Annotated in this window: 13 protein-coding genes; 6 read left to right on the plus strand and 7 right to left on the minus strand. The window is 72.3% G+C overall.

The window, feature by feature from the left end:
* Positions 1–9: 9 nt before the first annotated feature.
* Positions 10–1,764 carry an NAD+ synthase gene (locus HED23_RS26105; RefSeq protein WP_203185822.1) on the plus strand — a complete coding sequence of 585 codons (1,755 nt, stop codon included), beginning with the start codon at positions 10–12 and terminating at the stop codon, positions 1,762–1,764.
* A gap of 102 nt (positions 1,765–1,866) precedes the next feature.
* On the opposite strand, the gene HED23_RS26110 is transcribed toward HED23_RS26105, so the two are convergent.
* Positions 1,867–2,532 carry a DNA-binding response regulator gene (locus HED23_RS26110; RefSeq protein WP_203185823.1) on the minus strand — a complete coding sequence of 222 codons (666 nt, stop codon included), beginning with the start codon at positions 2,530–2,532 and terminating at the stop codon, positions 1,867–1,869.
* Positions 2,533–2,618: 86 nt separating this feature from the next.
* Between HED23_RS26110 and HED23_RS26115 the strand changes: the two genes are divergently transcribed.
* Together HED23_RS26115 and HED23_RS26120 are read left to right on the plus strand one after the other, a co-directional pair.
* Positions 2,619–3,461 carry an oxidoreductase gene (locus tag HED23_RS26115; RefSeq protein WP_203185824.1) on the plus strand — a complete coding sequence of 281 codons (843 nt, stop codon included), beginning with the start codon at positions 2,619–2,621 and terminating at the stop codon, positions 3,459–3,461.
* A gap of 193 nt (positions 3,462–3,654) precedes the next feature.
* Positions 3,655–4,878 carry an MFS transporter gene (locus tag HED23_RS26120; RefSeq protein ID WP_203185825.1) on the plus strand — a complete coding sequence of 408 codons (1,224 nt, stop codon included), beginning with the start codon at positions 3,655–3,657 and terminating at the stop codon, positions 4,876–4,878.
* Between the two features lie 365 nt (positions 4,879–5,243).
* Here HED23_RS26120 and HED23_RS26125 read toward each other — a convergent pair whose 3' ends face one another.
* The 5 genes from HED23_RS26125 to HED23_RS26145 all read right to left on the minus strand — a co-directional run bounded on the left by HED23_RS26125 (position 5,244) and on the right by HED23_RS26145 (position 11,915).
* A complete protein-coding gene (locus tag HED23_RS26125; RefSeq protein ID WP_203185826.1) occupies positions 5,244–6,461 on the minus strand; it encodes an MFS transporter in 1,218 nt (405 codons plus the stop codon).
* Positions 6,462–6,769: 308 nt separating this feature from the next.
* Positions 6,770–7,963: a Cmx/CmrA family chloramphenicol efflux MFS transporter gene (locus HED23_RS26130; RefSeq protein ID WP_203185827.1), complete on the minus strand. Its 1,194-nt coding sequence runs from the start codon at positions 7,961–7,963 to the stop codon at positions 6,770–6,772.
* Between the two features lie 320 nt (positions 7,964–8,283).
* Positions 8,284–9,306, minus strand: a complete 1,023-nt coding sequence (locus HED23_RS26135; RefSeq protein WP_203185828.1) for an endonuclease/exonuclease/phosphatase family protein — start codon at positions 9,304–9,306, stop codon at positions 8,284–8,286.
* A gap of 167 nt (positions 9,307–9,473) precedes the next feature.
* Complete coding sequence (locus tag HED23_RS26140) at positions 9,474–10,163, minus strand: TetR/AcrR family transcriptional regulator (RefSeq protein ID WP_203185829.1); 690 nt, start codon at positions 10,161–10,163, stop codon at positions 9,474–9,476.
* Positions 10,164–10,307: 144 nt separating this feature from the next.
* Entirely contained in the window at positions 10,308–11,915 is a 1,608-nt protein-coding gene (locus HED23_RS26145) for an MFS transporter (protein ID WP_203185830.1), read from the minus strand.
* A 177-nt stretch (positions 11,916–12,092) separates the two neighbouring features.
* Here HED23_RS26145 and panB point away from each other — a divergent pair, with 177 nt between their 5' ends.
* The 3 genes from panB (at position 12,093) to HED23_RS26160 (ending at position 15,023) form a co-directional block, all read left to right on the plus strand.
* A complete protein-coding gene (gene panB / locus HED23_RS26150; protein ID WP_203185831.1) occupies positions 12,093–12,980 on the plus strand; it encodes a 3-methyl-2-oxobutanoate hydroxymethyltransferase in 888 nt (295 codons plus the stop codon).
* A gap of 169 nt (positions 12,981–13,149) precedes the next feature.
* Positions 13,150–14,169 carry an ATP-binding cassette domain-containing protein gene (locus HED23_RS26155; protein ID WP_203187637.1) on the plus strand — a complete coding sequence of 340 codons (1,020 nt, stop codon included), beginning with the start codon at positions 13,150–13,152 and terminating at the stop codon, positions 14,167–14,169.
* A complete protein-coding gene (locus tag HED23_RS26160; protein ID WP_203185832.1) occupies positions 14,166–15,023 on the plus strand; it encodes an ABC transporter permease in 858 nt (285 codons plus the stop codon). Before HED23_RS26155 ends, HED23_RS26160 begins: the two co-directional genes overlap by 4 nt.
* A gap of 3 nt (positions 15,024–15,026) precedes the next feature.
* On the opposite strand, the gene HED23_RS26165 is transcribed toward HED23_RS26160, so the two are convergent.
* The gene (locus HED23_RS26165) at positions 15,027–18,335 is read right to left on the minus strand and encodes a BTAD domain-containing putative transcriptional regulator (RefSeq protein WP_203185833.1); all 3,309 of its coding nucleotides are present in this window, start codon (positions 18,333–18,335) and stop codon (positions 15,027–15,029) included.
* Positions 18,336–18,448: the final 113 nt, after the last annotated feature.

Here is an 18,448-nt window from a genome sequence, read left to right on the forward strand (position 1 = left end):
ACTGGCGACGTGCCTCAACTACGTCTCGCACTCAATCAGATCGACGCGACCGTCGGAGACCTCGCCGGCAACTCCGAGTCGATCGTCCACTGGACCCGGCACGCCGCCGAGCAGGGCGCCCACCTGGTGGCGTTCCCCGAGATGGTGCTGACCGGATACCCCGTCGAGGACCTTGCGCTGCGGTCGTCCTTCGTCGAGGCCTCGCGGAAGGCACTGCGCGCGCTCGCCGCCCGTCTCGCCGACGAGGGCTTCGGAGAGCTGCCGGTCGTCGTCGGCTACCTCGACCGCTCCGAGCACGCCGCGACACGCTACGGCCAGCCGGCGGGATCCCCGCGCAACGCCGCCGCGGTGCTGCACCGCGGCGGCGTTGCGCTGAACTTCGCCAAGCACCACCTGCCCAACTACGGCGTCTTCGACGAGTTCCGGTACTTCGTGCCGGGCGACTCGATGCCCGTCGTGCGGGTGCACGGCATCGACGTGGCCCTCGCGATCTGCGAGGACCTCTGGCAGGACGGCGGCCGGGTCCCGGCGGCGCGCGCCGCCGGGGCCGGACTGCTGCTGTCGATCAACGCCTCGCCGTACGAGCGCGACAAGGACGACACCAGGCTGGAGCTGGTCCGCAAGCGGGCCCAGGAGGCCGGCTGCACGACGGCGTACCTGGCGATGATCGGCGGCCAGGACGAGCTGGTCTTCGACGGGGACTCGATCGTCGTCGACAAGGACGGCGAAGTCATGGCCCGGGCGCCCCAGTTCGCCGAGGGAACGGTGATCCTCGACCTGGACCTGCCGGCAGCTGCCGCCGCCGCGCCGTCCGGGGTCGTCAACGACGGGCTCCGGATCGACCACGTGGTTCTCAGCGGGGAGCCGCTGCCCGCCTACGAGCCCGAGCTGGCCGGCGGATACGCCGAGCGGCTGGACGACGACGAGGAGCTGTACTCGGCGCTGGTCGTGGGCCTGCGCGCGTACGCCGCGAAGAACGGTTTCAGCAGCGTCCTGATCGGGCTCTCCGGCGGTATCGACTCCGCGCTCGTCGCGGCCATCGCCTGCGACGCGCTGGGGGCCGGGAACGTGTACGGCATCTCGATGCCGTCGAAGTACTCCTCGGACCACTCCAAGAACGACGCGGCGGAGCTGGCACGGCGTACGGGGCTGAACTTCCGCACCGTACCGATCGAGCCGATGTTCGACGCGTACATGGGGTCACTGGGGCTCACCGGGCTGGCCGAGGAGAACCTCCAGTCGCGGCTGCGCGGCACGATGCTGATGGCCGTCTCCAACCAGGAGGGCCAGATCGTGCTCGCGCCGGGCAACAAGTCCGAGCTGGCGGTGGGCTATTCCACGCTCTACGGGGACTCCGTCGGCGCCTACGGGCCGATCAAGGACGTGTACAAGACGTCGGTCTTCCGCCTCGCGAAGTGGCGCAACCGGGCCGCCGAGGAACGCGGGCAGATACCCCCCGTCCCGGAGGCGTCCATCACCAAACCCCCGAGCGCCGAACTGCGCCCGGACCAGGTGGACTCGGACTCGCTGCCGGACTACGACGTGCTGGACCGGATCCTGGAGCTGTACGTCGACCGGGACCAGGGCCGGGACGCGATCGTCGCGGCAGGGTTCGACGAGGCGCTGGTGACGAAGACGCTGAGGATGGTGGACACGGCGGAGTACAAGCGCCGGCAGTACCCGCCGGGCACGAAGATCTCGCCGAAGGGCTTCGGCAAGGACCGCCGGCTCCCGATCACGAACCGGTGGCGGGAGTCCGGCTGAGGCCGGACGCCGGAGCGGGTCCGCACCCGGGGTGCGGACCCGCTCGTGAGGTGGCGGACGGTCCGCATCCGGCGTGCGGACCCGCTCTTCGAGCGGTGGACGTCAGCGGGACAGCCCCAGCTCACCGGCACGCAGGCCGGCCTGGAAGCGGGAATCGGCTTCGAGCGTGAGCATCAACTCGGCCACGCGCCGCCGGTAGGTGCGCAGCGACACGCCGAGCCGTCCGGCCGCCGACGCGTCGGTCAGTCCGGACCCGAGGGCTTCGAGGATCATGCGGCCGTCGGTGTCGAGACGGGGGACATCGCTGCGCAGGTAGGCGTCGAGGTCCAGGGAGTTGTCCCAGATCGCCTGGAGGAGCGCGTGGACCCCGTCGACCAGATTCTGCGAGGCCGTCACCGTGTACTCACGGCCGGCCGGCGTCTCCCGGCCGGCCAGGATCATCACCCGCCGGTCGACGATGATGGTCTCGTGCGGCAGAGGTGAGCCACTGATCCGGACGAGAGCTCCCTTGCTCCGCACGAGACGCAGGTGCGCGCGGGCTTCCTCGTCGGCGAGTGCGACCGGGCTGAGCAGCTTGCGGACGGTGAAGCCCGGGGAATCCGCCGCACGCGTCCGCTTCAGGACCGCTGCCCTGGCCTCCGGCTGCGACCACGTCCTGAGGTCCCGGGCGGCGCACAGGAACTCGGTGTCCACGGACTCGAAGAGATGACCGGCACGCGCGATCAGCTCCGCGTCGCCCTGGACCGACCACACCTGTTCGTTCCGCACCCCGCCAGTCTGGCAGGCTCCCCACCGTCTGGCAGCAAGCTGCCAGGAGCTCGCCGGGCGTCGTGGCGGCGGACACCATGACCTTCATGACGACCAAGACCTTCTCCCTCGGCGGGGACCTCACCGTCAACCGGCTCGGCTTCGGCGCGATGCGCCTGGCGGCGGGCACCTTCGACGGCCCGGCACGCGACCCGGCGAACGGCGTCGCCGTGCTCCGGCGCGCCGTCGAACTGGGCGTGAACCACATCGATACCGCCGGCTTCTACGGCAGAGGTGCGGTGCGTGCCAACGAGCTGATCCGTACGGCGCTCGCCCCTTACCGTGACGGCCTGGTGATCGCGACGAAGGTCGGGCCGCTGCGTGGCCCGACCGGCGTGCCGAGCGGGCAGGCGACGCCCGACCGGTTGCGGGGCCTGGTCGAGGAGGATCTGCGCGTGCTGGGGCTGGACCGGCTCGACCTGGTCTACCTGCGGGTGGGCGGGACGACCGGGCCGGGGGGAGAGCCGGTCGCCGAACGGTTCGCCGTTCTGGCGGAGCTCCGGGAGGAGGGGCTGATCCGCCACCTGGGCGTCAGCAACGTCGACGCCGCCCAGTTCGCCGAAGCCAGGGAGGTCGCGCCCGTCGTGGCGGTGCAGAACCATCACAGCGACGACATGGAGCTGCTCACGCTGTGTGAAGAGACGGGTACGGCGTACGTGCCGTTCTTCCCGCTCGGCGGTGGAAGCACTCCGCTCGACACGGCGCGGCTCGGCAAAGTGGCGGCCCGTCTGGGTGCGACCACCTCACAGGTCGCGCTCGCCTCGCTGCTGGCGGCGTCGCCGTCGGTCCTGGCGATTCCGGGCACCGGGTCCCTCGATCATCTGAAGGAGAACCTCGCGGCGGACGAGCTCGTCCTCGGCGACGAGGACCTGGCCGACCTTCGCGGCTGAACCGGCCGACGCGCGGAACGGCGGCGCCCGACGGCGTCGGCCTCGCGTCCGGCCGGGCGGGCGGCCCCGTCCGGTCGCACGGAGCCGCCGGTCAGGGCATCTGCCCGATGCGACCGCCCCGCCTCAGTCACCAGCATGGCCGGGAGCGCCCCGGCCGGGAGCGCGGGTCACGGCGGGGTGCGAGGAGTGCGTGGTGGCGTTGGGCGCGGTGTTGCGGGATCGCACGGCCCTGCTCTGTCTCACAGGTCTGCTGGTGTCGGGGTTCGGTACGTCCGCTATGTGGCTGACCGCCGGGATCTGGGTCAAGTCGGTCACCGGGTCGGACAGTCTGGCCGCCCTGGCGGTGTGCGCGATGTGGGCGCCGGTTCTCGCGGGCCCGCACCTCGGGGCGGTGGCGGACATGGTGCCACGGAGGCTGCTCCTGGTCACGGTGAATCTGGTGATGGCGGGGGTGCTGGCCTCGCTCCTCGTCGTCGGTCCCGATCACCGGATCGCTGTGCTCTTCGCGGTCCTGTTCGTGTACGGGGTGAGCGGCGTGCTCCTGGACGCGGCGGAGGCCGCGCTCGTGGCGAGGGCAGTCGGTCCCCGGCTGCTGGGCGACTTCAACGGGCTGCGCACGACGGCGAACGAGGGCATGAAGCTGCTCGCGCCCCTCGCGGGCGCAGGCCTGTACGCGCGGTTCGGCGCGGGCCCCGTGGTGTTGCTGGACGCGGTGACGTTCGCCGTGGCAGCCCTGGTCTTCGCCCGGCTGCGGGTGCGGGAGCCGGCCGTGGCCGCCCGCAAGGTGGCACGGCGGGGCGGCACGGCGGCGGGGATCCGGCTGCTGCGCGGTTCGGCGGCCCTGCGCCCGCTGGTGTACGCCGGAGCGCTGACGATGCTGCTGGCGGGGATCAACGGGGCGGCGGTGTACGCAGTCGTCGACACGCTCGGCCGCCCACCGGCGTACGCCGGGGTGCTGTACGCGTTCCAGGGCGCGGGCTCCGTCGCGATCGGGCTGCTGGCCGGCCCACTCCTGCGCCGGATGCCGGAGCGGGTCTTCGCGGCGGCCGGGATCGCGGTGTTCGCGGTCGCCATGGCCGCGAGGCCATCGGCCGGTGGGGCGCTCGCCGTCGCGGCGAGCACGGCCATCGGTGCCGGTCTGCCGTGCGTACTCATCGCCGCGATGACCGCGGTGCAGCGGGAGGCCCCGGACGCCGTGCTCGGCCGCACGGCGGCGGCCGCCAACTCGCTGATGGCGGTTCCGAACGCGGTGGCGCTCGCGGGCGGGGCCGGGCTGCTCGCGGTGACGGACGTCAGGCTGCTCCTGCCGGCGGCAGCCCTGGTGGGTCTGGTCACGGCGGCCTGGCTGGGCTCGGCCCGGCGGGGACGCGCGTCGTGCGCTCCCGGCGGCCCGGTGCCTGCACCGCCCGATGGATGAGCCGGGTGTCCAGGCCCCGGAGTCCGAGGACGGCCCGGGGCCGGGTCCCACCTCACTCCGAGAGGACAGACCCAGGCACCAGGCCCGACCGGACTCCGAGGGACAGACCCAGAACCCAGCTCCACCGGACTCCGAGAGGACAGGACCGGACCCGGACCCCACCGGACTCCGAGAGGACGACCGAGGGCCCAGGCCCCACCGGACCCCGAGGGACGGACCAGGACCCACCTGCCACCGGAGCCCGAGAGGACAGACCCAGCGCCAGGACCCCACCGGACTCCGGGGGACAGGCCCCGGAGCCCAGACCCCACCGGAGCCCGACTGCCGGGCCCGGAGCCCAGGCCTCGGGACGCGAGGCCCGGCGCTCAGAACTCCGAGCGGGCCTCCGCGTGCTCGCGCGTCTCCGCGCGGGCTCCGGACGCCACGACTCGCGAGGTGCCCGGGGTCCGGTCCAGCACACCCGCCGTGACGGCCACCGCCAGCCCGGCCACGGCCAGCACCGCGCCGACCAGGGCCGGGGACGTCCAGCCCCAGCCTGCCGCGATGGCCACACCGCCGAGCCAGGCCCCGCCCGCGTTGGCGAGGTTGAAGGCGGAGTGGTTGGAGGCGGACGCCAGCGTGGGGGCGTCCTTCGCCTTGTTCATCACGAGCATCTGCAGCGGTGTGGTCGTCATGAAGCCGATGCCGCCGAGCAGCACCACCATGACCAGCGCCAGCCACTGCACGTGGACGGTGAAGGGGAAGACGACGAGGACGACTGCCAGGGCCGCCAGCGAGCCGTAGAGGGTGGGCCGCAGCGCCCGGTCGGTCAGCGGTCCTGCCGCGAGCGCGCCGAGGGTCATCCCGATGCCGAAGAGCGCGAGGACGAGCGTCACCGAGGACTCGCCGAAGCCCATCGCCTCGGTCGTCATGGACGACAGGTAGGAGTAGACGGCGAAGACACCCGCGAAGCCGAGGACGGCGGTGAGCAGGCCGAGCATGACCTGCCGGTTGCCGAGCGCGCTCAGTTCACGGCGTACGTTCTGGTGCGCCTCGACGGGGATCTGCGGGACGAGGCGGGCGAGCGCGGCCATCGCGGCCAGCCCGATCACCGCGACGACCATGAACGTGGCGCGCCAGCCGAGGTGCTGTCCCAGCAGGGTGGCCGCGGGTACGCCGACGATGTTGGCCACGGTCAGGCCGAGGAACATCGTGGCGACGGCACGGGCCTGGCGGCCGTCCGGCACGAGGCGTGCGGCGACGACCGCGCCGACCCCGAAGAACGCGCCGTGCGGGAGTCCGGCGAGGAAGCGGCCGGCCAGCAGCCAGCCGAAGTCGGGGGCGAAGGCCGAAGCGAGGTTGCCGACGGTGAAGACGGCCATCAGCAGCAGGAGCATCCGCTTGCGCGGGATCCTGGAGCCGAGGCCGGTGAGCAGCGGGGCACCGACGACGACACCGATCGCGTACGCCGAGACGAGGTAACCGGCGGTGGGTACGGACGTTCCCAGATCGTCCGCGACGTTGGGCAGCAGTCCCATCATCACGAACTCGGTGGTGCCGATGCCGAAGGCGCTCACAGCGAGGGCGAGCAGGGCCAGGGGCATGGAGAAGACCTTTCGGGCGGGGCCGCCCGGTCCACTGGGGCCGGGTGGCGGCGGTATGTGCGGGAGCGTCGGCTTCGTTGCCGGGACGGATTATGTACCCCGTCGGAACAAAGTCTCTCAGACGTTTTATGCCCGGACGTGAACATGCCGTTGCGGCAGGGTGTGATGTGGACGTCACTCGGTGAGCGGCCCCTGCCGCGGGCGCCCGTTCCACCGCTCACGCGCGGTGGCCGCCCTGCCCCGCGCCTCCCCGAGTCGCCGCCCTGGTGCGGAGGGCCCGGCCGCTCCCACCGGCCGGGCCGTGTCCGTCATCGCTCCGGCGCCGGGCGCTTCCTGACGGTGAGGGGCAAGCGGGCCGCACCGGACGACGCGGACAGCACGCCGGTGATCGCGAGGGCCGCAACCGTCAGCAGGACACTCACCCAGACCGGTGCGCGGAAGCCGGAGGCCGTGCCCAGGGCCAGGCCGCCCAGCCAGGGTCCGGCCGCGGCACCCACGTTGAAGGCGGCCGTCGCGAAGGAGCCCGCCATCGTCGGGGCGTCCGGGGCCAGGCTGAAGACCCGGGTGATCAGCGTCGTTCCCGTGCCGAAAGCCAGAGCGCCCTGGACCAGGACGAGGACGAGGGCTGCCACGGGGTGGGCGGCGGTGAGGGCCAGTGCGGCCCAGCCGGCGGCCAGCGCGGTCATGCCCAGCCCGATGACCGCGTCCGGGCGGGCGTCGGCCAGGCGTCCCGCCAGGGTGACACCCGCGAACGAGCCGACGCCGAAGAGTGCGAGGACCACGGGCACCCAGCCCGCGCCGAACCCGGTGACCCGGGTGACCAGCGGTTCCAGGTAGGAGAACGTACAGAAGGTGGCCCCCTGCACGAGGGCCATCACCAGGAGTGTCAGCAGCAGCCGGGGCCGGCCGAGGGCGCGCAGTTCGCTCGTCGCGCTCACCTTCGGCGCGTCGTCGGGCCGGCCGCCGGGCAACGCCACCAGCAACGCGGCGGCGGCCGGTACGGAGACGAGGGCGACGGCCCAGAACGCCGAGCGCCAGCCCCATACTTCACCGAGCGCCGCCCCCGCGGGGACGCCCACCACACACGCGACGGTGACCCCGCCGACGACCACGGCGGTGGCCCGCGCACGCTGGTGCGGGGCGACCATGGCCAGCGCGGCGACCAGTGCCACCCCCCAGAATCCCGCGTTGGCCAGCGCCCCCACGACCCGGGTGGCGAGCAGCACCCCGTAGCTGGAGGTCAGGGCGCCGACGACATGGACGGCGACGAAGACGCCGAGGAAGGACAGCAGCGCCCGGCGCCGGGGCCAGGTGCGGCCGACCAGCGCGGTGACCGGCGCGCCTACCACCATCCCGACCGCGAAGGCCGAGGTCAGCAGCCCGGCGGCGCCCAGTGAGACGTTCAGGTCATCGGCGATGCCCGAGAGCAGCCCGGACAGCATGAATTCCGATGTGCCCTGGGCGAAGACAGCCAGCCCGAGCACGTATACAGCGAATGGCATGGGAAGAAGCCCCTTGTACGGAACCGGTCGGAGGAACGAGCGGTGTGCAGGGGGATGCGGGCCGCGCCCGTCGTCACGCGCCTGGGCGCGGAGACGGCAACGCGGTGGAACGTCCGGAGATCTCGACGGACATGGAAGTCGGCCCGCACCGCCGCGGAGGATCCGGCGGTGGTCGACGGCGCGACGTGGGAAGCCCGGTGACCGCTCGGGTCAGAGGCTTGCGGCGTCGGTGACCGGCCACCGGCGAACCGGCGGCCGGAGTCTGTCGGACTCGGGGCTGGACATGGGCGGAAGCGTACCGCCTGTCGAAGCGGCGGCGCTCACAGTTGTACGCGGGCCGCGATCGGGAGGTGGTCGCTGTCCGTGGCGGGGAGCGTCCAGGAGGCGAGGGGTTCGACGCCCCGCACCATGATCTGGTCGATCCGCGCCATCGGGAAGGACGCGGGCCAGCTGAAGCCGAACCCGTCGCCCGCCGCGCCCTGCGTGGAGCGCATCTGGGCGGTGACCGCGTTCAGCGAGCGGTCGTTCATCGTGCCGTTCAGGTCGCCGAGCAGCACCACCCGGTCCAGCGGTTCGTCGGCGATCGCCTCACCCAGGGCGTCCGCGCTGTCGTCCCGCTGGTTGGCGGTGAAGCCCGCGTGCAGCTTGACCCGCACGGAGGGGAGGTGGGCGACGTACACCTTGACCGGACCCTCGGGGGTCGTGACCGTGGCGCGCATCGCACGGGTCCAGCCCAGCTTGATGTCGACCGGCTTGGAGTCCGTCACCGGGTACTTGCTCCACAGCCCCACGGTGCCCTGGACGGAGTGGTGCGGATAGCGGTCGGCGAGCGCGTCCTCGTACGCCGCCACCTTGCCGCTCGGCAGTTCCTGAAGGGCCACGACGTCCGCCCCGGAGCCCGCGACCTGCTGGGCGGTGCCCGCGGGGTCGGGGTTGCCCGCGTTGACGTTGTGCGTGGCGACGGTGAGGTCGCCGCCGGTGCCCGACTTGTCGGCGAACAGCAGGCCGCCGAAGAGGTTGAGCCAGACCGCCACGGGCAGGACGAGGGCGATCAGGGCCGTCGCGGAGCGCCGGACCAGGCCGAGGATCAGCAGCACCGGCACGAGAAGGCCGAACCAGGGCAGGAACGTCTCGATGAGGCTGCCCAGGTTGCCGACGGCGTTCGGGATGTCGGAGTGGTAGACCATCACGACGGTCAGGACGACCGAGCACAGCGCCAGCAGGATGCCGCGTCGCCAGATGCCCCTGTCGGAGGCCAGTCTGTGACGCAGGGCCCGCAGACGGGGTTCCGGCTGCGGACCCGCGTCGGCGTTCTCGGTGTCCGCCCTGTACGCCTGCACCATTGCGCTCGTCCTCACTGCCTTGCCGTACACATCACCGCGCCTCCCGACCCTAGGCGATGGGTGACGCCGTTCTCGCCGTCGACGACGGCCGTACTGCCATCAGGACGACCGATCCGGCATGGCGGGTTCCGGCCGTGGCCACAGTTGTGGGGCTTGTGACAGAACGATCACACAGGGGTGTCGGCCCGTTCCAGGTCTGTGACCTGCGGTTCCGGTGAACGTGGCGCGAGTCCTTGGAGGAGGGTACGGATGATGCGGTCGGCGAGGTCCTCCGGCAGGGGCGCCTCGGGCCGGTGGACGGTGCGGACGAGCATGGGCCCCAGGAACAGGTCGTCCATGAGCTCCACGTCGAGGTCGTCGCGGAGTTCACCCGCGTCGACCGCCCGCTGCACGGCGGCCAGCATCGCGGCGCGGCGCGGCGCGATGACGGTGCTCTGGTATTCGGTCCAGAGCCTGGGGTGCTTCTTCATCTGCACGAACACGTTGTGCAGGAGGGCGGAGGAGCGCTGCGCGAGACCGCGCGTGCGCATGGACTCCAGCAGCGCGCGCAGATCGTCGAGGCCGGCGGTGCCGGAGACGGTGGGGTCGGCGGGCTCGATGTCGCGCAGGACGTCGACGAAGAGCTCCTCCTTACCGCTCCAGCGGCGGTAGATGGTGGCCTTGCCGACCCCCGCGGTGCGGGCGATGCGCTCGATGGACAGGCCGTCCAGGGTCTCCCCCGACTCCAGCAGCTGCAGGACGGCGTCGAGGATCGCACGCTCGACGGCCGCGCTGCGGGGGCGGCCGCGACGCGGCTCCGGGCCCTCGCAGGACGGGCCCGCCGGGCCCTGCACCGGATTCTGTGCCGCCTGCCGCACCTGGGCCGCCTCTCGCTGCGCCGTCCGCCGTGTCGCTGTTCGCCGTACGTCTCGATTCTCGCCGACCGGCCGGGGGTGGAGCGACTCACCGTGTCGCGGCGGCCTCCGCCGCCTCGTGGCGGCTCCCCCGGCCATGGCGGCGGATCAGGACCGGTGCGCCGGCTCCCCGGCCCCGTCCAGGGCGCGGTCCGGCACACCCTGTGCCGGCTGCCTGCCCGGCAGGAACGCCGCGACCACCGCCGCGCCGATGAGCGCGACCGCCGCCGAACCGAGTGCGGTGACGTGCATCGCGCTGATGAACGCGTCGTTCGCTGCGGCGACCAGCGGTTTCCCGGCCGGACCCAGCTTCTCCGCGACACCCAGGGTCGCCTCGATGGACTCCCCCGCGGCGTCCCGCGCGGCGGCCGGTACGCCGTCGAGGTGGCCCTCGATGTCACCCCGGTAGACCGTGGACAGCACCGAGCCGAGCACGGCGATGCCGAGCGCCCCGCCGACCTGGCGGAACGTGTTGTTGATGGCGGATCCCGAGCCCGCCCGCTCGCGGGGCAGCGCCTGCATCACGGCGACAGTGACCGGCGGCATGATGTGCGCCATGCCGGTGCCCTGGACGAAGAAGACCAGGCACAGCACCCACAGGGGGGTGTCGGCGTCGAACAGCGCGAAGGCCGCGAGACCGGCGGCGACGAGCAGCATGCCCACGGTGCAGACCGCGCGGGCCCCGAACCGGTCGACGACGAGGCGGGCGCGCGGCGCGAAGATCATCTGCGCGGCGGCGAGCGGCAGGATCAGCAGCCCGGACTCCAGCGCCGTGTAGCCGCGCACGCTCTGCAGGTAGAAGGCGGAGAAGAAGGTGACGCCCATCAGCGCGAAGAAGACCAGCGCGATGGCGGCGACGGCGGCGGCGAAGGCCGGCTCGCGGAAGTAGGAGATGTCGATCGACGGGTGGCTGCTGCGCTTCTCGTGCCGGACGAACACCGCCAGCACCAGCAGGCCGCCGATCACCGGTGCGAGGACCGTGACGTCGGTGAAGGTGGCGAGTTCGCCGCCGCGGATGATGCCGTACACCAGCAGGACGAGGCCGACGACGGACAGGGCGACCCCGAGCGGGTCGACGCGTCCGGGGGCGGGGTCCTTGGAGTCGGGCACGAGGACGGCCATGGCGATGAGCGCGATGACCACCACCGGCACGTTGACCAGGAAGATCGAGCCCCACCAGAAGTGCTCCAGGAGCAGTCCGCCGGTGATCGGCCCGATCGCGATGCCGAGGCCGACGCTGCCGGCCCAGATGCCGATGGCCTTGGGCTGCTCGTCGCGCTCGAAGACGTTCATCAGGACGGCGAGGGTGGCGGGCATCACGAACGCCGCGCCGAAGCCCATCAGCGCGCGCCAGGTGATGAGTTCGCCGGGCGTGGAGGAGAGGGCCGCGAGGGCCGAGCCGATGCCGAAGACCAGGATGCCGCCGAGCAGCACCTTCTTGCGGCCGATACGGTCGCCCAGCAGCCCGGCGGTGAAGAGCAGCCCGGCGAAGACGAGCGTGTAGGAGTTGATGGCCCACTCGAGCTCGCTCTGGGTGGCGCCGATACCGGTCGGTGCGGGGGCGGCGATCGTCTTGACCGCGACGTTCAGGATCGAGTTGTCCAGAACGACGATGAGCAGGCTGAACATGAGGACGCCGAGGATGGCCCAGCGGCGGCGGTGGACCGCCTCCGGGACGCGGGGCGCGGCGGCGGGTGCGCCGGACGGTATGGACATGACCAGGACTCTAACCGAATTCCAATACGATACCGTCTCGTATTGGAAAGACTTTACCCGGTCGGCGCGCACCGCAGGCGGTGGGCCCACTTCCCGGGAACGCTTGCGGGATGCCACCATGGAAGGGATCCGGGGACGCCGTCAGGGCGCCTCGAGATGACGAAGGAGCCGTTGGCCATGTCGCTTCAGGCTGCGCAGAACCAGTCCGCCACACCTCCCGCGGGACCCACTCCCGGCGCCGGCAAGGCGCTGTACGGGGGGAAGAGCACCCGCCGCATCACCGTCCACGACATCGCCGCCGCCAGTGAGCGCGGCGAGAAGTGGCCCATGCTCACCGCCTACGACGCGATGACCGCGTCCGTCTTCGACGAGGCCGGCATCCCGGTCATGCTCGTCGGCGACTCCATGGGCAACTGCCACCTCGGCTACGAGACCACGGTGCCCGTCACCATGGACGAGATGGCCATCCTCTCGGCCGCCGTCGTGCGGGGCACGAAGCGCGCCCTCATCGTGGCCGACCTGCCTTTCGGGGCGTATCAGGAGGGCCCGGTCCAGGCCCTGCGCAACGCCACCCGGCTGATCAAGGACGCGGGCGTAGGCGCGGTCAAGCTGGAGGGCGGCGAGCGCTCCCACGAGCAGATCCGTCTCCTGGTCGAGGCCGGGATCCCGGTCATGGGCCACATCGGCCTGACCCCGCAGTCCGTCAACGCGATGGGCTACCGCGTACAGGGCCGCGGCGAGGAAGCCGCGCAGCAGCTCCTGCGCGACGCGAAGGCGGTGCAGGACGCGGGCGCGTTCGCCGTGGTCCTCGAACTCGTGCCGGCCGAGCTGGCCGCCGAGGTGACACGCTCCCTGCACATCCCGACCGTAGGTATCGGCGCCGGGCCCGACACGGACGCGCAGGTACTGGTCTACACCGACATGGTCGGGCTGACCGGCGGCAAGGTGCCGCGCTTCACCAAGCAGTACGCCAACCTGCGTCAGGTGATGACCGACGCCGCCAAGGCGTACGCCGACGAGGTCGTCGGCGGCACCTTCCCGGCGGCGGAGCACACCTTCCACTGACGCCCCTCGACCACTGCCGCACCACCGACAGCCCGCCGACTTCCCCCATCGGCGGGCTGTCGCCCGTCTCCGCGCCGGCAGCCGGGCCACCCGCCCGCGCCGGGCTGTCGTCGGGCTGTCGTCGGGCTGTCAGCGACATGTCGGTGACTTGTCGGTGGCGGCTGGTCTGATGGTCCCCATGACGCGATACGACAAGAACCTCACGGGCGGCACGAACGCCGTCGAGGTACGGGGGCTGGTCAAGCACTACGGCACGACCAAGGCACTGGACGGCGTGGACCTCGACGTGCGCGAGGGCACCGTCCTCGGCGTGCTCGGTCCCAACGGTGCCGGCAAGACCACCCTCGTACGCTGCCTGTCCACCCTGATCCAGCCCGACGCCGGACACGCGGTCGTGGCGGGCTACGACGTGGTGAGGCAGCCCCGCCAGCTGCGCCGCACCATAGGCCTGACCGGGCAGTACGCCTCGGTCGACGAGAAGCTCTCCGGCTGGGAGAACCTCTACATGATCGGGCGGCTGCTCGACCTGCCGCGCAAGAAGGCGCGGTCCCGCGCGGACGAGCTGCTGGAGCGCTTCTCGCTCACCGACGCGGCGAAGAAGGCCGCGATGGACTACTCCGGCGGCATGCGGCGGCGGCTGGACCTGGCCGCGTCCATGATCGGCAGCCCGGCCGTCCTCTACCTGGACGAGCCGACCACGGGGCTCGACCCCCGCACCCGCAACGAGGTCTGGGACGAGGTGCAGCGGATGGTCGCGGAGGGGGCGACCGTGCTGCTCACCACCCAGTACATGGAAGAGGCCGAACAGCTCGCCAGTGAGCTCACGGTCATCGACCACGGCAAGATCATCGCCCGGGGCGGGGTCGACGAGCTCAAGGCCAAGGTGGGCGGCCGCACCCTGCGGATCCGGCCCTCCGACCCGGCCGACCTCGCCGCGATGGCGCAGGCGGTGCGCGAGGCCGGTCTCGACGGCGTCGCGGGCGCGCAGACCGTCCCCGACGAGGGTCTGCTGTACGTACCGATCCTCAGCGACGAGCAGCTCACCGCCGTCATCGGGCTGCTCGGCACCAGGGGTTTCTCCCTCGCCCACGTGGCCACCGCACTGCCCAGCCTGGACGAGGTGTTCCTGGCCATCACGGGCGACAAGGCCACCGTCACCGACAACACCCCCCAGGAGGTCGCGGCATGAGCACGACGACTCTGACGCCCACCCCCACCGACGCGACCCCCTCCGCACCGGCCACGGAGCTCCATGACGAGGGCCGGATCGGGCTGCGGAACAACCTGCGCCACATCGGGGCGCTGGTGCGGCGCAATCTGCTCCAGATCAAGAAGGATCCGGAGTCGATGTTCGACGCGCTCCTGATGCCGGTCATCTTCGTGCTGCTGTTCGTCTACGTCTTCGGCGGCTCGGTCGGCAGCAGCTTGGGCGGCGACCGGCAGGACTATCTGAACTACCTGATCCCCGGTCTGATGGCGATGATGGGAATGAACATCGCCATGGCGGTCGGCTCCGGTGTCAACGACGACTTCCGCAAGGGGGTCATGGACCGGTTCCGCACCATGCCGATAGCCCGGTCCTCGGTGCTCATCGCCAAGATCGTGGTCGAGCTCGGCCGGATGCTGGTCGCCACCCTGATCCTGCTCGCCATGGGATTCGCGCTCGGCATGGAGCTCCAGGGGACGGTGCTCGGACTGGTCGGGGCGATCGCCCTGGCCGCCGCGTTCGGCGCCGCCATCATGTGGATCTTCATCCTGCTCGGGCTGAGCCTGAAGACGCCCCAGGCGGTGCAGGGGATGGGGATGATCGTGATGATGCCGCTCCAGTTCGGCTCGTCCATCTTCGCGCCGACCGGGACCATGCCCGGCTGGCTTCAGACGTTCACCGACTACAACCCGCTGTCCAACCTGGCAGACGCGGCCCGCGGCCTGATGATGGACGTCCCACTCGGCCACTCGGTCTGGCTGACGCTCGGCTGGACCGTGGTCATCACCGCCGTCATGGCACCGCTCGCGGTGTCCAAGTTCCGCAAGAAGACCTGACCGCTAGGCGTCGGTGTACGCGTGGACCAGGGCGGTGGCCTCCTCGACCGTGAGGCCGCCGCCCTCGGCGTAGGCGGCCTCGTACGCGGTGTCCCCGAGGACACCCCGGGCCAGCTCCTCGGCCGCGGCGTAGTTGTCCCGCTCCATCGTCGTCGACACGTACCCCTCCGGCAGGAGCACCTGTGCGGCGGCCAGCAGCCGCGCCGCGAGGGCGGCCCGGGGCTCCCCGCCGAGCCCGCCCAGCGCCCGTGCCACGGAGACCAGGTAGAGCACGTGCATCTGCGGCGCCACCATCTGCGACAACCGGTCGTCGGACAGTGCCAGCGCCTCCCGGCTGCGGGTCAGGGCGTCCGCGTACAGCCCCTCCTGGTTGTCCAGCCAGGCAAGGCCGCCCATGACGAACGCTTCGAAGACCCCTACGGCTGCGTACTTGAAATTCTCCTGCAGCACGCTCAGTTGCTCACGAGCCTCGTCGGTACGGCCGGACGTGCCCAGCGACATGGCCAGGAAGAACCGGGCGAACGCCGTCGACTCGTGCGCCGCGTGCCGCCCCTCGACGAGCACCTCCCGGAGGATCGCCTCACTCTCCGCACCGCGGCCCAGTTCGACCAGGGCGGAGGCGTACCGGGTGCGGAGCACCAGTACCTGGGCCCGGGCGCCGAGCCTCTCCGCGTACCCGATCGCGGCCCGGTAGTCGTCGGCCGCCCGGGTGTAGTCGCCCCTCTTCTCGTTGGCCTCGCCACGCGAGGAGAGCGCCTCCGCCGCACCCCAGTCGTCGCCGAGCCGGCGGAAGATCTCCAGGCTCTCGTCGGCGTCCGTCTGCGCCGCGCCGGCCCAGTCGGGCCGGTTGGCCAGCACGTTGGCGCGCATCTGGAGCGCGGCGGCCAGCTCCCAGTCGAATCCGAGCTCCCGTGAGGCCTGGACCGTCTCGTCCAGCACCCTGCGCAGGTCCGAGATGTCACCGGTGAGCACGACGGCGAAGAACCAGAGCGAACCCGGGCTGCGGCAGGTCTGCGGCTGGCCGGGCCGGTAGGCGGCGGCGGTGGCCCGCAGGCGAGCCATGCCCGACTCGTTCGCCCAGACGTCCATCGCGTGGTCCACGCTGGCCATATGGACCAGTGCCACCTGGCGCCGCGCCTCCTGGAGCATGTCGGGACTCATCGGCGGTGGCGCGTCGGTACAGCGTTCGGTGAGCGAGGGCGCGACACCGGCGTTCGCGGCGAACGGGTCGGGGCCGAGCGCGGAGACGGCTTCGGCCCACTGCAGCGCGTCGCTGCGCAGATCGCGCATCTGCCAGTACCAGGCGAGCGAGAGCACCATGCAGAGTGACTCCTGCTCGTCGCCGGCGGCGACGGCGTGCCGCAGGGCCGTGCGCAGGTTCTCGTACTCCCGCTGGAGCAGTTCGAGGGCGGCGAGCTGTCCGGCGCCCCGGAGTTCGGGGTCGGTGGTGCGGACCAGCTCCCGGTAGAACGCAAGGTGCTGCCTTTCGACGACGCCCCGCTCCCCCGCCTCGTCGAGCCGTTCTGCGGCATACTCCCCGACGGTCTCCAGGAGGCGGTAGCGCATCCGGCCGTCCCCGGCGGGGGCGGCGACGACGAGGGACTTGTCGACGAGCGAGCCGAGCACCCCGGCGACGTCGCGCGCGTCCTGCCGCCGTCCAGCGCAGACCTCCTCGGCGGCGGCGAGGGTGCAGCCGCCGGAGAAGACCGACAGCCGGCGCAGGGTGGTGCGTTCGTCCTCGTCCAGGAGATCCCAGGACCAGTCGACGACGGCGCGCAGGGTCTGCTGGCGCGGCAGCACGGTGCGGCTGCCGCCGGTCAGCAGGCGGAATCGGTCGTCGAGACGGTCGGCGATCTGGCGAGGGGTGAGCATCCGCAGCCGGGCGGCGGCCAGTTCGATGGCGAGCGGGAGCCCGTCGAGGCGGTGGCAGATCTCGGCGCAGGCCGCCGCCGTCGGCTCGTCGGCGTCGATCCTGAAGCCGGAGAGCGCGGCGGCGCCGCGCTCGGCGAGCAGGCGCAGCGCCATCGCGTCGGGCAGCGGGTCGACCGGCCGGACGAACTCGCCCTGTACGCCGAGGGGCTCACGGCTGGTCGCGATGACGGTGAGCCCGGGACAGCGGGCGAGCAGGTGGTCGGCGAGGGCCGCGGCTGCCTCGATGAGGTGCTCACAGTTGTCCAGGAGCAGAAGCATCCGGCGCCCGGAGCAGTGTTCGGTGAGTCGGGCGAGAGGTTCCCCCGCGCCCCGCTCCGCCGCCCGGAGCTCCTCGGCGCCCGCCCCGCGCAGCACGGTCTCGCGGCCGCCGAGCGCGGTGAGGACGGCCTCCGGCACCGCTTCGGGATCGTCGACCGGTGCGAGCTCGGCCAGCCACACGCCGTCCGGCCAGGCGGCCGGGTCGACCGATTCCGCCGCCTCCTGGGAGAGCCTCGTCTTACCGGCTCCGCCGGGGCCGAGCAGGGTGACCAGCCGGGTCCGGGTCAGGTCCTCACGCAGGTCCGCGATGTCCGCCTCACGTCCTACGAAGCTCGTGAGCCTGGCCCGCAGATTGCCCGCCCGTGCGGGAAGGGGGGCGGAAGCGGGGACCGGGGCGGGCGGGTCCTGGTGCAGCAGTCCCTCGTACAGGGTGCGCAGCGCGGGACCCGGGTCGGTGCCGAGCCGGTCGGCGAGCAGGGTGCGCACCTCCTCGTACGCCGCGAGTGCCTGGGCGGTGCGCCCGGCGTCCCGCAGCGCCCTGATACGGAGTACCTGCAGGGGTTCGTCCAGCGGGTGGTCGGCGCAGAGCCCGGCGAGTTCGGGCAGGGCGTGGTCGGCGCGGCCCTGCGCGAGGACCGCCTCGATCCGGGTCCGGCGGGCGTCCAGGCGCCTCGCCTCCCAGCGGGCGGCTGCCACGGCGCGGTCCGGCAGGTCGGCGAGGGCCGGCCCGTGCCACAGGGCGAGCGCGTCGTCGAGGACCACGACGGCCTTCGCCGCGTCGCCGTCCTCCAGGGCCCGGGCGCCCTCCCCCGTGAGCCGCTCGAAGCGGTGCAGGTCCACGGCGTCCGGGTCGGCGGCGAGGCGGTAGCCGTTCTCCACGGACTCGACCGCTTCCCGGCCCAGCGCACGCCTGAGCCGTCCCACGAGGGCCTGCAGGGCGCCTGCGGCGTCGGCGGGCGGATCCCCGTCCCAGACCTCGTCGACGAGGACCCCGGCGGGGACCGTGCGCCCGGGTCGCAGGGCGAGCACGGTGAGCAGGGCGCGCAGCCGCGCCCCGCCGAGGGCGACGGCCGTTCCGTCGGCGCGGAGGGCGCGGGTGGTACCGAGGATGCCGTAGTGCACGGGCCCATTGTCCGTGACGGCCCGGCCCTCCGAGGAACTACCACCCACTCGTGAGACGTTCTCGCCGTGTCACCCGTACGCTCGGGGGCCCAGCAGCCGTCCAGCTCCCAGGA

It is taken from the genome of Streptomyces pratensis, from assembly GCF_016804005.1.
GTDB lineage: Bacteria > Actinomycetota > Actinomycetes > Streptomycetales > Streptomycetaceae > Streptomyces > Streptomyces pratensis_A.

Bases quoted from the DNA above. Each gene is read 5' to 3' on its own strand.
- HED23_RS26115 (WP_203185824.1), top strand. From the start codon at position 2,619: ATGACGACCAAGACCTTCTCCCTCGGCGGGGACCTCACCGTCAACCGG.
- HED23_RS26125 (WP_203185826.1), bottom strand. From the start codon at position 6,461: ATGCCCCTGGCCCTGCTCGCCCTCGCTGTGAGCGCCTTCGGCATCGGC.
- HED23_RS26160 (WP_203185832.1), top strand. From the start codon at position 14,166: ATGAGCACGACGACTCTGACGCCCACCCCCACCGACGCGACCCCCTCC.
- HED23_RS26130 (WP_203185827.1), bottom strand. From the start codon at position 7,963: ATGCCATTCGCTGTATACGTGCTCGGGCTGGCTGTCTTCGCCCAGGGC.
- HED23_RS26135 (WP_203185828.1), bottom strand. From the start codon at position 9,306: ATGGTGCAGGCGTACAGGGCGGACACCGAGAACGCCGACGCGGGTCCG.
- panB (WP_203185831.1), top strand. From the start codon at position 12,093: ATGTCGCTTCAGGCTGCGCAGAACCAGTCCGCCACACCTCCCGCGGGA.
- HED23_RS26145 (WP_203185830.1), bottom strand. From the start codon at position 11,915: ATGTCCATACCGTCCGGCGCACCCGCCGCCGCGCCCCGCGTCCCGGAG.
- HED23_RS26155 (WP_203187637.1), top strand. From the start codon at position 13,150: ATGGTCCCCATGACGCGATACGACAAGAACCTCACGGGCGGCACGAAC.